The sequence below is a fragment of the Pseudomonas sp. P4_B3 genome, from assembly GCF_056402295.1.
On record NZ_JBFUHR010000021.1, the window covers coordinates 47,245 to 64,664 of the forward strand.

Below are 17,420 nucleotides of genomic sequence, written 5' to 3' on the forward strand. Positions count from 1 at the left end.
TTGGATGAATATCCATTTTTGCGGTAATGGCCACTAACGGTTCCGCCCTTACGGCGGGTTACTTGGGGCTTTTCCAAGTGACCCGCCGTAAGGGCGGAACCGTTAGTGGCCGTTACCAAAGAAACGGATATGTACACCATCGGCTGCACAGTCCGCCCGCGACACACTCTGTGCGCCAAGGACTTCAGTCTCACCGCAAAAACTTTCTTAAAGGGCACAGAGTCTTGTCTTTACTGAGCCCCAAACATCGCCGTCCAGTAAATCCCCGCATCGCTCTTCGGATCGGTCGCATACGCCGCGCCCAGTTCGCGGAACAGTGGGTTCATCAGGTTGGCGCAATGGCCGGGGCTGGTCAGCCAGCCTTCGACCACCTTGCGTACGCTGTCTTGCCCGGCGGCGATGTTTTCGCCGATCTGCTGGAAGTCATAGCCGGCCAGTTCCGCGCGATCGCCCGGGGTGCGGCCATCGCGGTCCTTGTGATCGAAGTAGTTATTGTTGGCCATGGAGCGCGAGTTGCCTTCGGCGGCGGTGGCCAGCGTGGCGTTCCAGGCCAGCGGCGCGGTGGCATTGAAAGACTGGGTGCCGCATTGACGCGGCTTGGCCCGTGCGGCGTTGAGTTCGATGAGCAGCTTCTGGCCCTCGGTCTGCCAGTCGCCCAGGCGTGAACTCAGCAGTGGCCGCGCCACGACGATGCGCCACTGATTGTCCTGGCGGCTGACGCCGACATCGACGAATTGCGGGTCGAGGACGATCTGGCAAAAACTCTCCTGAATCGCCTTCATCGCCGACGCCGCATCGCGCGGCCCGGACAGGCTGATGGCCTGCACATTCTTCATGGGATAACCCGCAGTGGCCATGGCCTGCTGCAGATTGCCGATACTCGGGGCGGTCAGCACCAGGCGCGGGTCGGCCGATAGCGGCGGTAGCTCCGCTGAGACCTGGCCGGCACAGCGCTGCAGTTGGCTGCGGTAGACGTTGATCGATTCGACCAATTGCGCTTCGTCCGCCGCCACGGCGTGGGCGGCGAATACCAGGCCCAGAGACAAACCGGTCAAACGCATTGCGGATGAGATGAAACCCATGAATATCCCCTTGAGCAGATTGCGCCCATGATGCGCGAAGTTGGTCCATCCAGGACAACGGATTTATCCAGAGTGTAGTGGGGTGGGCGAAATCATTTCACTACTAGACTGAATCGAACCACTCACCGAGTGACACCGACCATGCGCCTCGACTGGATCGCCACTTGCCTCGCCTTCATGTTGTTTGCCGGCCCGGTGTCCGCTGCGGATCAAGCGCAAAAGCAGCAAGCGGCCGAGAACAAGGCCGAGGTGCTGGAACAGAAAGCCGCCGAGAACAACAACCCCGCACCGGTGCCCAAGGCTGAAGCGATTACCCCGTCCGAAGTCCAGGCCGTCGACCCGGCGGGCGTCGCGCCGCTGGACGATGCGATCACGTGCCTGGCCCGGTCCATTTACTGGGAAGCCAGGGGCAAGGACACCGCCGACATGGAGGCAGTGGCCAACGTGGTCATGAATCGCCTGGGCCACGAGGGCTTTCCGGACACGGTGTGCAAAGTGGTCAAACAGGGTTCAGAAACCAAGAGTTGCCAGTTTTCCTGGTGGTGTGACGGCAAATCCGATTCGGTCCAGGAAGAGGTGCCTTACGCGATGGCCAAGGAAATCGCGCGCAAGGCCCTGAACAAGGAACTGCCGGACCGCACGCAGGGTGCACTGTATTTCCACGATCGTACCGTCAAACCGGATTGGGCCACGCAATACATCAAGACCGTGGATATCGGTTTGTTCCGGTTTTACAAGCCACATGACAATTCGGCCAGATAATAGCGGCTGTTTCGGCCAGATATGGTTTTTTTTGCTGAGGTTGCGCACGGCGTTATCGAAACTGAAATGTTTCTGTTTTATAAGCTTCACAACGAAACCGTGCGCGAATGACGCCATAAGCAGGAGCTACATATGAAGCTGACGAGGGTCTGGATCAGTAATCTCGCGCCGATCGCGGCGCAGTCGCAGGCATGCGTCCAATGACCGTTCTGGTCACCGGTGCGGCCGGGTTCATCGGTTTTCATACGGTCCAGCGTTTGTGCCGCGAGGGTCAGGAGGTTGTTGGTATCGACAACCTCAACGACTACTACGACGTGGAGCTCAAGCACGCACGCCTCAAAGTGCTGGAGACTTTGCCGGGTTTTCGTTTCCGGAAAATGGACATCGTCGATAAACCGGCCCTGATGAGCCTGTTTCAAGAACACCGTTTTACCGAAGTGGTGCATCTGGCTGCTCAAGCCGGGGTGCGCTACTCGCTGGACAACCCGGATATCTATGCGCAATCGAACCTGGTGGGTTTCCTCAATGTGCTGGAAGCCTGTCGGCACCATCGCCCCGAGCATCTGATCTACGCTTCGAGCAGTTCGGTGTACGGCACCAACAGCAAAATGCCGTTCAGTGTCGAGGATCCTGTCGAACATCCCGTTTCGTTGTACGCCGCCACCAAGCGCTCCAATGAACTGCTGGCCGAAAGTTATTGCCATTTGTATGGCTTGAAAGCCAGTGGCCTGCGCTTTTTTACCGTCTACGGTCCGTGGGGCCGCCCGGACATGGCGCTGTTCAAGTTTACCGACGCCATCCTCAAAGACCTGCCCATCGACATTTACAACCAGGGGCAGATGTCGCGCGACTTTACCTACGTCGACGACATTGTCGAAGGTATCGCCCGACTACGCCCAAAGCCTCCGGTGCCGGAAGGCTCCGCCACCGGGGTAAACCGGCTCTTCAACATCGGGCGTGGCATGCCGGTTGCGTTACTGGATTTCGTCGACTGCCTGGAGTCCGCCCTGGGCCTGCAGGCCCGGCGCAACTACATGCCGATGCAGGCCGGTGATGTGGTCAAGACCTGGGCCGATGTCTCGGCACTGGCCGAGTGGGTGGGCTTCAGCCCGCAGGTGACGCTCGAAACCGGCGTCGGCGAGTTTGTGAAGTGGTATCGGCAGTTCTATCAGATTTGAAGCGTTCGCCTCTGATCTCGAAAAATCAAAAGGGCGAGAGAGACCCCATGAACCAAGACATTTTTGTATCCGTACTGATTCCCGCCAAAAACGAAGCGAACAACCTCAAGCCGCTGCTTGAAGAAATCCGCGTCGCATTGGCCGCTGAATCGTACGAAATCATCGTCGTCGACGATGGCAGCACCGATGCGACCCTGCAGGAATTGCGGCAGATCCGCCAGAACGGACTGAACACCCTGCGCATCCTGCATCACGAACGTTCGCTGGGGCAGAGCACTTCGTTGTACCACGCCGCACGGGAGGCCCGCGGGCAGTGGCTGGCGACCCTCGATGGCGACGGCCAGAACGACCCGGCGGACATCCCCGGCATGCTGGCGCTGGTGCGCGGCGAACCGGGCCAGGTTGACGTGCAACTGGTCGCCGGGCACCGGGTCAATCGCCGTGACACCGCGAGCAAACGTTACGCCTCGCGTTTCGCCAACAACCTGCGCCGCCGCCTGCTCAAGGACGCCACCCCGGACACCGGTTGCGGCCTGAAGCTGATCGAGCGCGCGGCGTTCTTGCGCCTGCCGTACTTCGACCACATGCATCGCTATATTCCGGCACTGATCCAGCGCCATAACGGGCGCATGATCGTCCACCCGGTCAACCACCGGCCGCGCACGGCCGGGGTGTCGAAATACGGCAACATCGACCGCGCGCTGGTCGGCATTCTCGATTTGTTCGGAGTCTGGTGGCTGATCAAACGCACGCGGCTGAACACCATTGCCCAGGAGATCGAAGGATGATGTTGTCTCGTGAAACCCTGTGGCTGATCGTCGGCTTTGCGGGGCAGGTTGCCTTTACCGGGCGGTTTGTCCTGCAGTGGCTGTACAGCGAGTACAAGAAACGCAGCGTGATCCCGACCAACTTCTGGTACCTGAGCATCGTTGGCAGTACCTTGTTGCTCGCCTACGCCATCTACCGCCAGGACCCGGTGTTCATCGCCGGTCAGGCGTTTGGCTCCATCGTCTATTTCCGCAACCTGCAATTGATTGCCAAAAGCAGAAGCGTGAAGGAATAAACCATGCGTAGATCACTGTCGCCCAGGGTCGAATGCCTGGGCCTGATGCTGCTTGCCCTGTTGCTGATCGGCGCCGGAATGGGGCTGCGCCAGGCACAGAATGTGGACGAAGAGCGTTTCCTCGGCGTCGCACTGGAGATGCTGCAAAACGGCTCGTGGCTGATCCCGCACCGGGCGGCCGAGATCTACGGCGACAAGCCGCCGATTTTCATGTGGACGGTGGCGTTCTTCACCTGGCTGACCGGCAAGCCGAACATCGCCCTTTATATCCCGGGGCTGTTTTCGGCCGTGACGGTCACGGCGATGGTCTATGACCTGGGTCGTCGCTTGTGGACCCAGCGTACCGGTCGCAACGCCGCGCTGTTGTACCTGGCGACATACCAGACCTACAGCATCCTGCGCACCGGCCAGATCGACAGCCTTTTGATTCTGTTTACCTCCCTGGGCCTCTATGGTCTGGCGCGACACCTGCTGCTCGGCCCGGCGTGGCGCTGGTTTTACGCGGGCTGCGCGGCCATGGGCATCGGCGTGATCACCAAAGGCGTGGGTTTCCTGCCGGCGCTGTTGCTGATTCCGTACGCCTATGCGGTGCGCAAAGACTGGCCCGGTGTGGTGGCCATGCCCGGCGAGGCGCGCAAGTGGTTGCTGGGGTTGGTGGTGATGCTGGCAGCGATTGCGATCTGGCTGTTGCCGTTGGCCTTGTCCATCATCGTCAATGGCAGCGCTGACGAAATTGCCTATGCGCGGGAGATCCTCCTGCACCAGACCGCGGGCCGTTATGCCGCCGCGTGGCATCACCGCGAACCGTTCTGGTACTTCTTCACCAACGTGATTCCGCAGTACTGGCTACCGCTGGTGCTAGTGCTGCCATGGCTGGTCCCCGCCTGGCGCCGGCAGTTGCAAAAACGTGACGGCCGGGTCCTGGTATTGCTCGGTTGGGTGGTGCTGGTGGTGCTGTTTTTCTGCATCAGCACTGGCAAGCGCAAGCTGTACATCTACCCGGCGCTGCCTGGGCTGGTGCTGGTCGCCGCACCGTTGATCCCGTGGCTGCTCAAGCGCTGGTTCAAACGGCACCCGCGTTTGCGTCGGGTGTTCCCGGCACTGGTCGCGACCTGGTTCGTACTGTGGTTCGCCCGTGGTTTCATCGAACCGCTCAAGGAAGGCGCCAACATTGATCAGGTGCTCATGACCCAGGCGGCATCCATGACCCAGGGCGCCGATCTGGTGCTGGTCAACTGGGAGGAGGGGCACTGGTTGTTCGCCCGTCAGCCGATCGTGCATTTCGGCATGGATTACTCCTCCATCGAGAAGGCTGCGCAGTATCTGCGTGAACACCCCAAGGCCTACGCTCTGGTACCGGATGACGTACTGAACCAGTGCTTCAAACCTGAAGCGGCCCGTGAACTGGGCGAAAACTCCCGGGCGAACTGGTCGATCGTGGGGGCGGATGCCGACAACGGCAAATGCCTCCCGCAAGAGGCCAGCAAAGCCTATCGGTTCACCTGGAATGACCCGCACATGCCCGCGCTGCCGGCGCAGGTGGCCAATCCCTGAGGGCAAAAAAAGGGCCGCTTGAATAAGCGGCCCTTTTCTTCGTTCGTCGCCTGTCACTGACGGGCATCCAGCACCACGCGGTAGCGCGCCTTGCCGCTGCGCAAATGATCGATGGCTTCGTTGATCCGGCTCATGGGGAACATCTCGACCTGCGGCAGGATCTGATGACGGGCGCAGAACTCCAGCATCATCGCGGTGTTGGCCGGTGAGCCGACCGGTGAGGCGGACAAGACTTTTTGCTGGGGAATCAGGTTGAACACGTGCACCGGTATGGCGTCGGGCACGATACCGACAAAGTGCAGGCGGCCCTTGCCGCGCAGGGTGGCGAGCATGGCCGTCCAGTCGAGGTTGGCGTTGGCGGTGACCAGGAGAAAATCCAGGGTGCCGGCAATGGCATTGAGCGCATCCGTGTCGGTCGAGGCGACCACCTTGTGCGCGCCCAGGCGCCTGGCTTCGTCCTGTTTGCTCAGCGATGAGGTGAAGGCGGTGACTTCGCAGCCCCAGGCGTTGAGGAAGCGCAGCGCCAGGTGACCGAGGCCGCCGATGCCCACCACACCGACCCGATCAGTGGGCTTGATACCGAATTCCACCAGCGGGTTGAACACGGTCGAACCGGCACAGAACAACGGCCCGGCCATCGCCGGGTCGAGCCCGGCCGGGATCGGCAAGGCCCAGGCCCAGTGCGAGCGAATGCGGTCGGCAAAGCCACCGTTGCTGCCGATGATGGTCGGTTGCACGGTGCGGCACAGGTTATGCGAGCCTTCGATGCACGACGTGCAATGCATGCAGCTGCCCTTGTACCAACCGATGCCCACTCGTTGGCCCATTTCCAGGCCGCGAACCTGGTCGCCCAGCCGCACGATACGGCCGACCACCTCGTGACCGGGAATAAACGGGTAGCTGCTGATGCCCCAGTCGTTGTCGATCAGCGACTGGTCGGAGTGGCAGACGCCGCAATATTCCACGGCGACTTCCACCTCATCGCTTCCCAGCGGGCCGGGATCGTAGCTAAAGGGTTCCAGTGGCGCGCCCGCTGCCGTGGCGGCCCAGCCGGTAAAGGTGGTGAGTTCGCTGCTGTCGCTCATGGGATACCTCCAGATCAGAAGTCAGGGGTCTTGGCCGCTTTGGTGCCGCGGCGGAGCGAGGAAAGTGTAGCGGGTTGCCGGCGTTGCATCGGGCGCGAGCGTTGATACTTGAACACCCGATGCATACACCCGCGGTCACTGTTCGAACAATTGGCGATTGGCCCGTACGAAGTCAGCCACCGTCTGCGGTGCTTGACCGGTTACTTGCCCGATCACGCCGTCCACTCCGGAAAAAATCCCGTTCTGGTAATCGACCGCCACCGCCAGGAAGTGCTGGATGACAAATTCCGGCAGATCGTAGGTCTGCAGGTGCTGGCGATACTCCTCCAGCGTCGACGGACTGTAGGTGATGGTGCGGCCGACGATGGCGCTGATTTCCTCGGCAATTTGCTGATGGCTCAGTTCGACGGGACCGCACAACGGGTAGGTCTTGCCGATATGGCCGGACGGCTGGGTCAGGAGCCTGGCGATCACACGGGCCTGATCTTCGGCGGCAATCGGTGCGTGCCGCCCGCTACCGTACGGCAGCGTTATCCTGTTTTCCTTGACGATCTGATCCAGCACCCACGGAAAAATCAGCCATTCGGAAAAGAACGTCGGGCGAATGTGCACCACTGGCACGCCCGACCAGTCGAGTACGCGCTCGGCAATCCAGTGGTCGCGGGCGGCATGGCTCAGAGAGTCTTCCCGCGCGGAAATCTGCGACATTTCCACCACCACCTCGACGCCTGCGCGCCGTGCGGCATCGGCAAAATAGGCGGTTGCCTGAATGTAGCCGGGGCGAACCGGGTAGCACAGGTACGCGCCGGTCACGCCATCCATGGCGCGCAAGATGTCGTCATGTTCCAGCAGGTCGCCGACAAAGATTTCGGCGCCCTCGTTCTGCAAGGCGGCGCTGCGTTCGTCCAGTTGATGCACGAAGGCCCGCACTGTATGACCTTCATTGAGCAGATGACGGACGGTGTAGACGCCGGTTTTACCGGTTGCTCCGGTGATGAGGTATTTGTGTGGCTGCATGATGGGTTCTCTCACTGTAATAAACGGGAAGTGGATCAGCTGTCGAAGGGCGCGTTGTCGATCAGGTCGCAGACATTCGGGCAATCGAAACCATGGACATGGCGACGTCCGACATCGGCGAGCCCGGTACCAATGGTCGTATGGGGTTTGTTCCTGGCCACTTCGGCAACGGCCTGGGTAAAGGCCGCTTTCATGCCGATGCGGGGGTAAAGCGCGAGCGTGTCGTCGACCAGCGAAGGGGTGATTTCATCCAGGTGCAGGCCCATGACATCGACATGGGCGCCCAGATAGATCAGGGCGATTTCCGGCTGTTTGCGGTCGGCGATGCCGGCGCTGGAGTGCAGGGCAATTGCATCCCAGACCTGTTCAGCTTTCGCCTGCGGATAACCGTTGGCCAGGAGAAAATGACGGGCGGCATCGGCGCCATCGACTTCAAAGCGCTGGTCGGCGGCAAACTCGGGCGTCAGCCCCAAATCGTGCAGCAGTGCGGCGAGGTAGACCGCTTCACGGTCGTACCGCAAGCCCCGGCGCTGGCCAAGGAATTCGGCAAACCACCATGTCCGGTGCACATGATGCAAAAGCGCTCTGGAATGGACGCGCTCCACGAGCGATGCGGCTCTGCGGGCTAGCTCGGAGTCTGGAGCGCTGAAGCCGCCGATGTTGATGGGTGTATTCATGGTGCCTCCCGGTAATGAACTTGGCTTGCCATTCACTCTAGGGATGTATGGTGTGGCGTAATTGACTATTTGCGGATGATTTGTGCCAATATTGGTGCCTTGAACGAGCAGGAACCCGCCGTGATGAACAAGACGAAACCTGGCCATTCATTGAAGGGCCGCACACCAAAACGCGTGGTGATTCTGGGGTTGCCACCCGTCGACGGGCTCGACGTCATCGGCCCGGCCGAGGTGTTTTCCCTGGCGAACACTCTGCACGACGGAGCCTTCGCGCCCTACGTGCTTGAACTGGTCTGCGCGGGCGTCGACCCGCAAATGGCCAGCAGCACTGGCATCGGGCTCATGGCGCACACGACCCTCGAGCACGAGCGGCGTGCCGACAAGGCCATCGACACGCTGATCGTGGCGACAGGCTGGCAGGCAATCGATCAGCTGGACGGGGCGGCCATCGAATGGATTCGCACGAGGTCCGAAAGCGTACGACGGGTGTGCTCGATCTGTGTCGGCGCGTTCGCCCTGGCAGACGCAGGGCTGCTGGACGGGCGCCGGGCGACGACTCACTGGCGCATGGCACGCGATCTTGCCGAGCGATATCCCAAGGTGCAGGTCGATCCGAATCCGATCTGGATCAAGGATGACAACGTCTATACCTCGGCCGGCATCTCGGCGGGCATCGACCTTGCCTTGGCGCTGGTCAGCGAAGACCTGGGGGATGACGTTGCGCTGGACATCGCGAAAAACCTGGTGCTGTTCCTGCGCCGTCCCGGTGGGCAGGCGCAGTTCAGTGTCGCCCTGCAATCGCAGCAGGTCCCCGGTTCTAATCTGGATGAACTGTGCCACTGGATCAGTGAGCACCTGAGTTCACAGCTGACCGTGGAAATCCTCGCAGACCGCTTTGCTACCAGTGTCCGAACCTTGATCCGGATCTTTCAGCGCGAGTTGCAGACCACCCCGGCCAAGTACGTGGAAGACGTTCGGCTGGAAGCCGCGTGCCGGGAGCTCGAACTGGGTGGGCGCTCGATGGAGGAGGTCGCACGCCGATGCGGTTATCACAGCGTTGACGTACTGAGGAAGGTTTTCGTCCGGCGCCTTGGCGTGAGTCCCAGGGAGTACGCGCAACGTTTCGCGCCGGACGTGGGGTAGGGGCGCCCGAGGCTTTCGGAGAATGTCGAACGGTTCGATGCGCTGGAACTGTTGATCTGAGCGTTACCTCAGAACTCCAGATCGATCACCAAGGCCTCATCGAAATCAGGATTTTCATTGATGCCATTTTTGGCATAGCCCCGGGGGTTGCACACCACGCGGGTGTTGCCCACCCGATAATCGAAGCTGCCATGGGTGTGGCCATGCAGCCACAGTGCCGGCTGCCAGTCTTTGATCCGCGCTTCGAGGTCCGAGACAAAACTTGAGTTGATCGGCGAGCCGGCAAAGGTCGGGCTGATGCTCGACCGGGTCGGGGCGAAATGCGAGACCACCACCGTGGGCGTGCTGCTGTCGCGGGTGAAGCAGTCTTCCAGCCAGACGACGGTCTGTAGAAACACCAGTTGGGAAATGGCCGGGGTGAACAGGTCTGGAAAGTCGGGGGCGATCCTGATGTGGCTGAAGTCACGGATCAGCTGCGTCGCCAGATCGATGCCCAGCGCCCGATCCTCCGGGCTGTCGAGCAGGCGATAGTCAGACCACAAGGTGCAACCGAGAAAACGTACGCCGTCGTGGATGTACTCCGAACGTTCCAGTACGTGGATCTGTGTGCCTTGCGCCAGGCTGTTCAACTGCTCGTAGGTGGAGACCAGGTCACTGCCATAAAACTCGTGATTACCCGCCACGTACAACAACGGAACCGGGCAGGCTCTGGCCCACTCGATGGCCTTGGCCGGCCGGGCGATGTCCCCGGCGAGTACGACAATGTCGGCATCCACGGTGGGAAAAGGGACCGCGTTGACGGACAGGTGCATGTCGGACAGCAAGGCGATGCGCATCGGTCGACTCCGGCGTGTCTTGAGGGGCAGGTCGTCCAAATTACCCGTTGTCGATCCGTTGCCACAAGCCGGCTTTATGCCACGCCGAAAATCCACTGTAGGAGCGAGCCTGCTCGCGATGGCTATGTGTTGGGTGATGTGGTTTTGCGGGTGTACATATCCGTTTTTGCGGTAACGGCGACTATTGGTTCCGCCCTTACGGCGGGTCACTTGGAAAAGCCCCAAGTAACCAAGGGCTCTTGCCCCTTTCGTTCGGTGCCTCGCCCAGGCTCGGCATTCCCTCGCTCCGGTCCTGCTCCGTGGGCCCGCCGCCATCGGCCATCCATGGCCGGCGGCGGCTAACCCGGCATCCATGCCGGGTTGCCCACTGCGCAGGACCTGCGCTCGGCCTCTCGAGGGGGCAAGAAGATCAAAAGCCAAAGCCAAAGCCAAAGCCAAAGCAAAGAGGTTGACTGGTTTATTTCAAGTACCAACCCCACGGCTCGTCGCTGACGTACTCGGTCACCTGCTTGACCTCCAGATAATTGTGCAACCCCCATTGCCCCAGTTCCCGACCGATGCCGCTGTGTTTCATCCCGCCCCAGGGCGCTTCGACGAAGGTCGGTTGCGAGCAGTTGACCCAGACGATCCCGGCGCGCAGCTGGTTGGCGACCCGGGCGGTGCGCTGCAAATCGGCGCTCATCACGGCGGCGGCCAGGCCGAAGCGGCTGGCGTTGGCCATTTGCAGCGCTTGTTCTTCGGTCTTGAAGCGCTTGATGCACAGCACCGGGCCGAACACTTCTTCGCGCCACAAGATGCTGCTGTGCCCCGGCTCATCGAAGATCGCCGGCTCAATGAAATACCCTTCGGCCAGATGCGCCGGTCGCCGTCCGCCGGTGAGCAAACGGGCGCCGCTGGCCAAGCCCTGGTCGATGAAGCCGAGCACCTTGTCGTACTGGCCCTGGCTGACCAGCGGCCCGAGCAGAACGCCGGGCTGCATACCGGGGCCAATGCTGATCTTGCGGGTTTCCTCCACCAGCCGTTCGATCAGGCGCGGGGCGATGGTTTCCTGCACCAGCAGGCGTGAAGTCGCGCTGCACACCTGACCCTGGTTCCAGAAAATCCCGAACAGAATCCACTCCACAGCGGCTTCGACATCGGCGTCATCAAACACGATGAACGCAGACTTGCCCCCCAGTTCCAGGCTGATGTTCTTGATGTCCCGCGCCGCTGCCGACATGATTTTCGCCCCGGTGGGCACGCTGCCGGTGAAGGCCAGTTTGTCCACCCCCGGATGCTCGGTGAGCGGGCTGCCGGCGTCGGCGCCGAGGCCGGTGACCAGGTTCAGCACCCCGGCGGGCAAGCCGATACAATCGGCAGCGGCCGCCAGTTCCAGCGCGGTCAATGGCGTCAGTTCGGACGGTTTCAACACCACGGTGGCCCCGGCGGCCAAGGCTGGCGCCACCTTCCACGCGGCCATCAGCAGCGGGTAGTTCCAGGGAATGATTTGCCCGGCCACGCCAATCGGCTCGTGGCGGAGGCGGCAGCGAAAACGCTCATCCGGCAAGGCCAACGGCTGATCCTGCTGCTGGTCAAGATCGCGGGCCAAACCGGCGTAGTAACGGAAACAACCGATCGCATCGCCAATGTCCCATTGCGCTTCGGGCAGCGGCTTGCCATTGTCACGCACTTCCAGTTCCGCCAGCGTCTGCTGGCCGCTTTCCAGCTCATCGGCCAGCGCCTCGAGCCACTGCGCACGCTCGGCGCCGCTGGTTTGTCCCCAGCCATTGTCGAAGGAGCGACGGGCCGCACGCACGGCATGGTCGACATCCTCTTCAGTGCCCGCCGCCACGCGGTGGAAGACCTGTTCGGTAGCCGGATCAATCACGTCCAGATAGCCGCCCAGGTCCGGGCTGACCCATTCGCCGTTGATGTAGAGCTGATCACGCATGGTGTGACTCCTGGACGCCGGTGCGGCGGTTTTGCAGATGGCGGGAAGTGAATAGCAGGGCCAGCGACACGCAGATGATCACCGTGGAAATCGCGTTGATCTCTGGCGTCACGCCGCGGCGGATGGAGGAAAAGATGTAGATCGGCAACGTCGTTTCGGAACCGGCAACGAAGAACGCAATGATGAAATCGTCGAAGCTGAAGGTGAAGGCCAGCAGGAACCCGGCCATGATCGCCGGACTGATCTGCGGCAGGGTCACCCGCCAGAAGGTGTCCATCGGTGGCGCATACAGGTCCGCCGAGGCTTCGAGCAAAGCCTTGTCCAGTGAATCGACGCGGCTGCGCACGATCACCATCACCAGGGCCATGGTGAACAGCGAGTGCGCGGCGATCACGGTGAAGAAGCCCATGTTCAATTTCGGCACCGTCGGCAGCCAGCTCGCCAGTAGCGGGTTGATCAGGTCGAACAGGCTGATGAACGCAATCAGCGTCGAGATACCGATGACGATGCCCGGCACGATGATCGCGCAATAGGTCAGCGCATCGAACAACATGCGCACCTTGCTGCCGCAACGCTGCAAGCCAAACACCGCCAGGGTGCCGAACAGCGTGGCGATCACCGAGGAACTTGCGGCAATCAGCGCGCTGTTGCCCAGGGCTTCCATGATGAACGGGTTGCCGAACGCAGTGCCGAACCATTGCACCGAGCAGCACTGGAACGCCAGGCCACTGCGCCCTGCGTTGAAGCTGAACAGCACGATCAAGGCAATCGGCGCATAGAGGAACAGGTACAGCGAGGTTGAATAGCTACGCAGCCACATGTCACAGGCCTCCGTCGGCAGGGCGGCCGCCATAGCGCGCCACCAGTTTCAGATACACGCCGATGATCAGCAGCATCATCGCCACCAACGTCATGGCCAGCGCACTGCCGAACGGCCAGTTGCGCGATTGCAGGAACAGGTCGACCAGCGCGTTGCCGACAAAGAACACCTTGCCGCCGCCGAGAATGGCCGGGATCAGGAACTCGCCCATCAACAGGATGAACACCAGCATCACCCCGGTGATGATCCCCGGCGCAGACAGCGGCAGGGTGACGCGGCGGAAGCTCTCGAAGGCGCAGGCACCGAGGTCGGCCGAGGCTTCGAGCAGGCGCTTGTCGAGTTTTTCCAGGCTGACGTAGATCGGGAACACCATCAGCGGCAGGTAGCCGTAGACGATGCCGATCAGCACCGCCCACGGCGTGTTGATCAGCCGCACATCCTCAAGACCCAGGCTGGCTAGCAGTGCCGGAATGCCTTTGCCACTGAGGATGAAAATCCACGCATAGGTGCGGATCAGGAAACTGGTCCAGAACGGCACGATCACCAGGGTCAGCAACAGCGAGCGGTTCCTCGTGACCTTGACCGCGAGGAAGTACGCCAACGGATAGGCCGCCAACAGGCACACCAGGGTACCCAGCGGCGCGAGCATCAGCGTGTTGCGGAACGCCGCGCCGCGAGAACCGAGGTTCAGGTAGTTGGCCAGGGTGAAGCCACCGGCGTAACCGCCCACGGCGCTGCGCTCGCCGAAACTGAAGACCAGGATGATCACCAGCGGCATCAACAACAGCAGCAGAAACCACAGGGTCGAAGGCAAGAGCATCACCAGGGTGATGCGCCGGCCGAGGGTGCGCCGTTGGCGAACCTCGGCCGACAGGGCATGGCCCGGCTGTACCGTTTGCGGGTGGGCGACGGCATTCATGGGTGACTCCTCATTGGCCATGGTCAAGCGATCAGGCGGACTTGAAACGCGCCATCAGTTCGGCGCGCGCCGGGCTGGTCAGCGTCGCGGCGGCACCGAACTCCAGCGGGCTCAGGGCCTCGGCGGCCGGGTACATGATCGGATCGTCGAGCATCGCCACCGGCAGCAGCGCGTCGACACGCTTGTCGCCGCTCGGGTAGCCGTGGCTCAGCACTTCCAGCTTGTTGTGCTGCGGATCGAGCAGGTAATTGATGAACGCGTAGGCGGCATCCTTGTGCTCCGAGCTTTTCGGGATGGCGAAGAAGTCGCTCCACAACTCGCCACCTTCCTTGCCCAGTTCGAACTGCATCTGCGCGTTGTCGCGGTGCAATTGCGAGGCATCGCCAGTCCAGGACATCGCCAGCCAGGCATCGCCGCTGCGCATCGATGGCTGGATGTCGGAATTGATCGCGAACAGGTGCGGCTTGACCTCGATCAGCAGTTTTTCCGCGTCGGCCAGTTCTTTCGGGTCCAGGGAGTTGAAGCTGTAGCCGAAGCTTTTCAGCGCATTGCCGATGGCGGTCAGTTGATAGTCGTGGACCATCGTGCGGCCGCTGGCCGGGCCTTGGGCGGCGGCCCAGAATTCCTTCCAGCTGGCGGGGCCGTTTTTCAGCTTGCCGGCGTCGTAGAGCATGCCGGTGGTGCCCCAGTTTTTCGGCACCGCGTAGACCTTGCCGTCCACCGTGCCCTGGGCCATGAACTTCTGCTGGAACGCCGAGGCGTCGAAGTTGGGAATGCGCGACAGGTCCAGCGGCTCGATCAGGCCCAGGCCGACGTAGGTGCTGATGGTGTAGTTGGTCGGCACCAGCACGTCCCAGCCACTGCCGCCGGCCTGCAATTTGGCGAGCATTTCTTCGTTGGAACCGAACACACTCATCGACACCCGGGCGCCGGTTGTCTTGGCGAAGGTGTCGAGGTTTTCCTGGCTGTGGTAGTTCGGCCAGGTCGCCAGCGACAGGCGATCACCGAGCTTGGTTTGCTCGGCGGCCTCGGCGGTGGAGGTCAGCAGGCCGGGCATGTTGGTCGCGACCACGGCAGCAGCGATACCGAGGCCGGTGCGGCCAAGGAATTCTCGGCGACTGATCGAGCCGTTCTGCCAGCTGCGCAGGGTTTTGATAAAAGTCTTCTGGTCCATAGCACGCTCCACATCCGGTTGATGAAACGAATCGATGATTTACAACGCCATGGCCAGGCCGTTGGCGTGATCCCAGCCGACGCGCACTGGCGCGCCGTGTTCGAATGCATTGGCGCCGTGATCCTGCTGGCGCGGCACCCGCACGCAGACCACGCCGAAGGCCTGGGTGCGCACGCGGTATTCGGTGGAATTGCCCAGGTAGATGCGATCTTCCACGCAACCCGGCAGCTTCACTTCCCGGGTCATATCGGCGTTGGCGCCGGCGATGCTGATCAGCTCCGGGCGCACCGCAATGCAACCGGCGGCGTTGGCGCTCAGGCCCTTGCCGGTAGGTGTCAACGGGCTGGTCAGTTCCAGCCCTTGCTCGGTAAGCAGGACGACGGAGTTGCCATTGAGTTGGCGCACGGTACCGTCGAACAGGTTGGACTCACCGATAAAGTCCGCCACGTAGCGGCTGGCCGGGGCTTCATAGAGTTGCTCCGGGGTGGCGGTCTGGATGATCGAACCGTTGTGCATCACGCTGATGCTGTCGCTCATCGACAGGGCTTCTTCCTGATCGTGGGTGACCAGCACAAACGTGATGCCGACCTCGCGCTGCAAACGCAGCAGTTCCGACTGCATCTCCTTGCGCAGCTTGCGATCCAGAGCGGCCAGTGGCTCGTCGAGCAGCAACACCGTCGGCTTGTTGACCAAGGCGCGGGCGAGGGCGACACGCTGTTGCTGGCCGCCGGACAATTCACTCGGCTTGCGCTGGCCAAAGCCGCTCAGACGCACCATCTCCAGCGCTTCATCGGCCATGCGCAGTTGCTGTTTTTTGTCCGGGCGCGGGGTGCGATAACGCAGGCCGTAGGCAATGTTCTGCGCCACGGTCAAATGCGGGAACAGTGCGTAATGCTGGAACACCATGTTCACCGGCCGCTCGAACGCCGGCACCCCGGCCACGCTTTTACCAGCCAGACGCACCTCACCACTGGTGGGCTGCTCGAAGCCGGCGATCATGCGCAGGGTGGTGGTCTTGCCACAGCCCGAACCACCGAGAAAGGAATGAAACGAGCCACGCCGCACCGCGAAATCCAGACCGCTGACGGCCTGCACCTCGCCATAGCGTTTGACCACATTGCAGAATTCGATATCGCTTGGCGGGGTGTTGTTCACGAGGCGGGCTCCCTTGCAGTGATGAATCAGTGCGTCGGGGGCCAAACTAGCAATCGGGGTTTTGCGGTGTATATATCCCTTGGGGGATAGGAACAGCTTGTTGTAGGAGCGAGCCTGCTCCGGGCGGCGTTCCGACGATGGGCTCAAGAGCGCTGCGTTCAGCCAGTCATCACGCGTATTCGTTAACGACCATCGCGAGCAGGCTCGCTCCTACAAAATGCAGATGCGTGTTTAAAGACACCCGGAGTTACTTCGCGAAGGCTACACCACCTTGCGTCGTTGCCTACAGGTACGCCAGAATCCGCCGGCTTGTGCGCCTTGGGGTCGGGTCTTATCGTTTGCCGGTCACTGAAAAACAGTGATCGGGTTTGGTAGCCCGGTGTTACAAGGTGCAATGCGTCACTATCAGCAGCGTTTTTCTGCTCTGCTGCTACATGGTGGCCATGCACAGGGCGCCTTCGGGCGCGCCGGTTTCCTTGTACCCGGTCTACCAACCTGCGTATGGCCACCACCCAACGTTTGGTAGCGTGAGAGTGATGGCTCCTTTTTACGGTACAAGGAGTTTCACTATGTTCAAAGTCACACCCAACCCGCCTGACACCGATCCGGCATCTCCGTACGAAAGCCTCGATCACGACCTCAACCCCGTCCCCCACATCATGGCGACGCCGCGCAAGCCCAGCACGATGTTCATCGTCAATCCCGAACTCAATACCGAAACCCTGCTGGTGCGCGCCTGTGAATCCCTGGCGTCGGCCAATGTCATGGCCAACGATCTGGTGGATCATCTGGAGGGGACGAGCCGCAATGCGCTGTTGGGGATTGCGCAGGTGATCATGCTGGGGGAACTGGCGGTGAACCGGGCGTTGGATCAGCTTGATCCGCCCTGACCACAATCTCCAGATCACCCACAGACCTGTAGGAGTGGCTTGCCAGCGAAAGCGGTGTGTCAGGCAACTGACTTGTCGGCTGAATAACCGCATTCGCTGGCAAGCCAGCTCCTACAGGTGGGGCGGACAACCGAT

General features: G+C 61.4%; 17 protein-coding genes. 7 read left to right on the top strand and 10 right to left on the bottom strand.

Translation table 11 applies throughout. The features are described 5' to 3' along the window. Positions 1-230: 230 nt before the first annotated feature. Positions 231-1,082, bottom strand: a complete 852-nt coding sequence (locus AC1DWG_RS23500) for a CAP domain-containing protein (RefSeq protein ID WP_477788413.1) — start codon at positions 1,080-1,082, stop codon at positions 231-233. Positions 1,083-1,223: 141 nt separating this feature from the next. On the opposite strand from AC1DWG_RS23500, the gene AC1DWG_RS23505 reads away from it, so the two are divergent. The 5 genes from AC1DWG_RS23505 (at position 1,224) to AC1DWG_RS23525 (ending at position 5,639) form a co-directional block, all read left to right on the top strand. Beyond that, complete coding sequence (locus AC1DWG_RS23505) at positions 1,224-1,844, top strand: cell wall hydrolase (protein WP_477764048.1); 621 nt, start codon at positions 1,224-1,226, stop codon at positions 1,842-1,844. A 200-nt stretch (positions 1,845-2,044) separates the two neighbouring features. Then, positions 2,045-3,022 carry an NAD-dependent epimerase gene (locus AC1DWG_RS23510; protein ID WP_477764049.1) on the top strand — a complete coding sequence of 326 codons (978 nt, stop codon included), beginning with the start codon at positions 2,045-2,047 and terminating at the stop codon, positions 3,020-3,022. 47 nt (positions 3,023-3,069) lie between these two features. Further along, a complete protein-coding gene (locus tag AC1DWG_RS23515) occupies positions 3,070-3,810 on the top strand; it encodes a glycosyltransferase family 2 protein (protein ID WP_477764050.1) in 741 nt (246 codons plus the stop codon). After that, complete coding sequence (locus tag AC1DWG_RS23520) at positions 3,807-4,085, top strand: lipid-A-disaccharide synthase N-terminal domain-containing protein (RefSeq protein WP_223456783.1); 279 nt, start codon at positions 3,807-3,809, stop codon at positions 4,083-4,085. Before AC1DWG_RS23515 ends, AC1DWG_RS23520 begins: the two co-directional genes overlap by 4 nt. A 3-nt stretch (positions 4,086-4,088) precedes the next feature. Beyond that, a complete protein-coding gene (locus AC1DWG_RS23525; RefSeq protein ID WP_477788414.1) occupies positions 4,089-5,639 on the top strand; it encodes an ArnT family glycosyltransferase in 1,551 nt (516 codons plus the stop codon). 53 nt (positions 5,640-5,692) lie between these two features. On the opposite strand, the gene ahr is transcribed toward AC1DWG_RS23525, so the two are convergent. The 3 genes from ahr to AC1DWG_RS23540 all read right to left on the bottom strand — a co-directional run bounded on the left by ahr (position 5,693) and on the right by AC1DWG_RS23540 (position 8,418). Then, on the bottom strand, positions 5,693-6,724 hold the full coding sequence (gene ahr / locus AC1DWG_RS23530) for an NADPH-dependent aldehyde reductase Ahr (protein WP_477764052.1): 1,032 nt from the start codon (positions 6,722-6,724) through the stop codon (positions 5,693-5,695). 135 nt (positions 6,725-6,859) lie between these two features. Further along, a complete protein-coding gene (locus AC1DWG_RS23535; protein ID WP_477788415.1) occupies positions 6,860-7,741 on the bottom strand; it encodes an NmrA family NAD(P)-binding protein in 882 nt (293 codons plus the stop codon). 35 nt (positions 7,742-7,776) lie between these two features. Beyond that, positions 7,777-8,418, bottom strand: coding sequence for an HD domain-containing protein (locus AC1DWG_RS23540; RefSeq protein ID WP_477788416.1), 642 nt, complete (start codon positions 8,416-8,418; stop codon positions 7,777-7,779). A 123-nt stretch (positions 8,419-8,541) separates the two neighbouring features. On the opposite strand from AC1DWG_RS23540, the gene AC1DWG_RS23545 reads away from it, so the two are divergent. Beyond that, positions 8,542-9,561, top strand: coding sequence for a GlxA family transcriptional regulator (locus tag AC1DWG_RS23545; RefSeq protein WP_477788417.1), 1,020 nt, complete (start codon positions 8,542-8,544; stop codon positions 9,559-9,561). Positions 9,562-9,629: 68 nt separating this feature from the next. Here the strand turns inward: AC1DWG_RS23545 and AC1DWG_RS23550 are convergent, their stop codons facing one another. From AC1DWG_RS23550 to AC1DWG_RS23575, 6 genes are all read right to left on the bottom strand, one after another. Further along, on the bottom strand, positions 9,630-10,397 hold the full coding sequence (locus tag AC1DWG_RS23550; RefSeq protein WP_477788418.1) for a metallophosphoesterase: 768 nt from the start codon (positions 10,395-10,397) through the stop codon (positions 9,630-9,632). A 457-nt stretch (positions 10,398-10,854) separates the two neighbouring features. Continuing rightward, positions 10,855-12,327: an aldehyde dehydrogenase family protein gene (locus tag AC1DWG_RS23555; RefSeq protein ID WP_477788419.1), complete on the bottom strand. Its 1,473-nt coding sequence runs from the start codon at positions 12,325-12,327 to the stop codon at positions 10,855-10,857. Next, on the bottom strand, positions 12,320-13,147 hold the full coding sequence (locus tag AC1DWG_RS23560) for an ABC transporter permease (RefSeq protein WP_477788420.1): 828 nt from the start codon (positions 13,145-13,147) through the stop codon (positions 12,320-12,322). The genes AC1DWG_RS23555 and AC1DWG_RS23560 overlap by 8 nt, the downstream gene beginning before the upstream one ends. Before the next feature lies 1 nt (position 13,148). After that, positions 13,149-14,066: an ABC transporter permease gene (locus AC1DWG_RS23565; RefSeq protein ID WP_477788421.1), complete on the bottom strand. Its 918-nt coding sequence runs from the start codon at positions 14,064-14,066 to the stop codon at positions 13,149-13,151. Positions 14,067-14,097: 31 nt separating this feature from the next. After that, a complete protein-coding gene (locus tag AC1DWG_RS23570; RefSeq protein WP_477753986.1) occupies positions 14,098-15,240 on the bottom strand; it encodes an ABC transporter substrate-binding protein in 1,143 nt (380 codons plus the stop codon). A gap of 39 nt (positions 15,241-15,279) precedes the next feature. Further along, entirely contained in the window at positions 15,280-16,395 is a 1,116-nt protein-coding gene (locus AC1DWG_RS23575) for an ABC transporter ATP-binding protein (RefSeq protein ID WP_477788422.1), read from the bottom strand. A 569-nt stretch (positions 16,396-16,964) separates the two neighbouring features. Here AC1DWG_RS23575 and AC1DWG_RS23580 point away from each other — a divergent pair. Next, the gene (locus AC1DWG_RS23580; RefSeq protein ID WP_477764061.1) at positions 16,965-17,285 is read left to right on the top strand and encodes a DUF6124 family protein; all 321 of its coding nucleotides are present in this window, start codon (positions 16,965-16,967) and stop codon (positions 17,283-17,285) included. The last annotated feature ends 135 nt before the right edge of the window (positions 17,286-17,420 follow it).

Bases quoted from the DNA above. Each gene is read 5' to 3' on its own strand.
- AC1DWG_RS23500 (WP_477788413.1), bottom strand. From the start codon at position 1,082: ATGGGTTTCATCTCATCCGCAATGCGTTTGACCGGTTTGTCTCTGGGC.
- AC1DWG_RS23505 (WP_477764048.1), top strand. From the start codon at position 1,224: ATGCGCCTCGACTGGATCGCCACTTGCCTCGCCTTCATGTTGTTTGCC.
- AC1DWG_RS23510 (WP_477764049.1), top strand. From the start codon at position 2,045: ATGACCGTTCTGGTCACCGGTGCGGCCGGGTTCATCGGTTTTCATACG.
- AC1DWG_RS23515 (WP_477764050.1), top strand. From the start codon at position 3,070: ATGAACCAAGACATTTTTGTATCCGTACTGATTCCCGCCAAAAACGAA.
- AC1DWG_RS23520 (WP_223456783.1), top strand. From the start codon at position 3,807: ATGATGTTGTCTCGTGAAACCCTGTGGCTGATCGTCGGCTTTGCGGGG.
- AC1DWG_RS23525 (WP_477788414.1), top strand. From the start codon at position 4,089: ATGCGTAGATCACTGTCGCCCAGGGTCGAATGCCTGGGCCTGATGCTG.
- ahr (WP_477764052.1), bottom strand. From the start codon at position 6,724: ATGAGCGACAGCAGCGAACTCACCACCTTTACCGGCTGGGCCGCCACG.
- AC1DWG_RS23535 (WP_477788415.1), bottom strand. From the start codon at position 7,741: ATGCAGCCACACAAATACCTCATCACCGGAGCAACCGGTAAAACCGGC.
- AC1DWG_RS23540 (WP_477788416.1), bottom strand. From the start codon at position 8,418: ATGAATACACCCATCAACATCGGCGGCTTCAGCGCTCCAGACTCCGAG.
- AC1DWG_RS23545 (WP_477788417.1), top strand. From the start codon at position 8,542: ATGAACAAGACGAAACCTGGCCATTCATTGAAGGGCCGCACACCAAAA.
- AC1DWG_RS23550 (WP_477788418.1), bottom strand. From the start codon at position 10,397: ATGCGCATCGCCTTGCTGTCCGACATGCACCTGTCCGTCAACGCGGTC.
- AC1DWG_RS23555 (WP_477788419.1), bottom strand. From the start codon at position 12,327: ATGCGTGATCAGCTCTACATCAACGGCGAATGGGTCAGCCCGGACCTG.
- AC1DWG_RS23560 (WP_477788420.1), bottom strand. From the start codon at position 13,147: ATGTGGCTGCGTAGCTATTCAACCTCGCTGTACCTGTTCCTCTATGCG.
- AC1DWG_RS23565 (WP_477788421.1), bottom strand. From the start codon at position 14,066: ATGAATGCCGTCGCCCACCCGCAAACGGTACAGCCGGGCCATGCCCTG.
- AC1DWG_RS23570 (WP_477753986.1), bottom strand. From the start codon at position 15,240: ATGGACCAGAAGACTTTTATCAAAACCCTGCGCAGCTGGCAGAACGGC.
- AC1DWG_RS23580 (WP_477764061.1), top strand. From the start codon at position 16,965: ATGTTCAAAGTCACACCCAACCCGCCTGACACCGATCCGGCATCTCCG.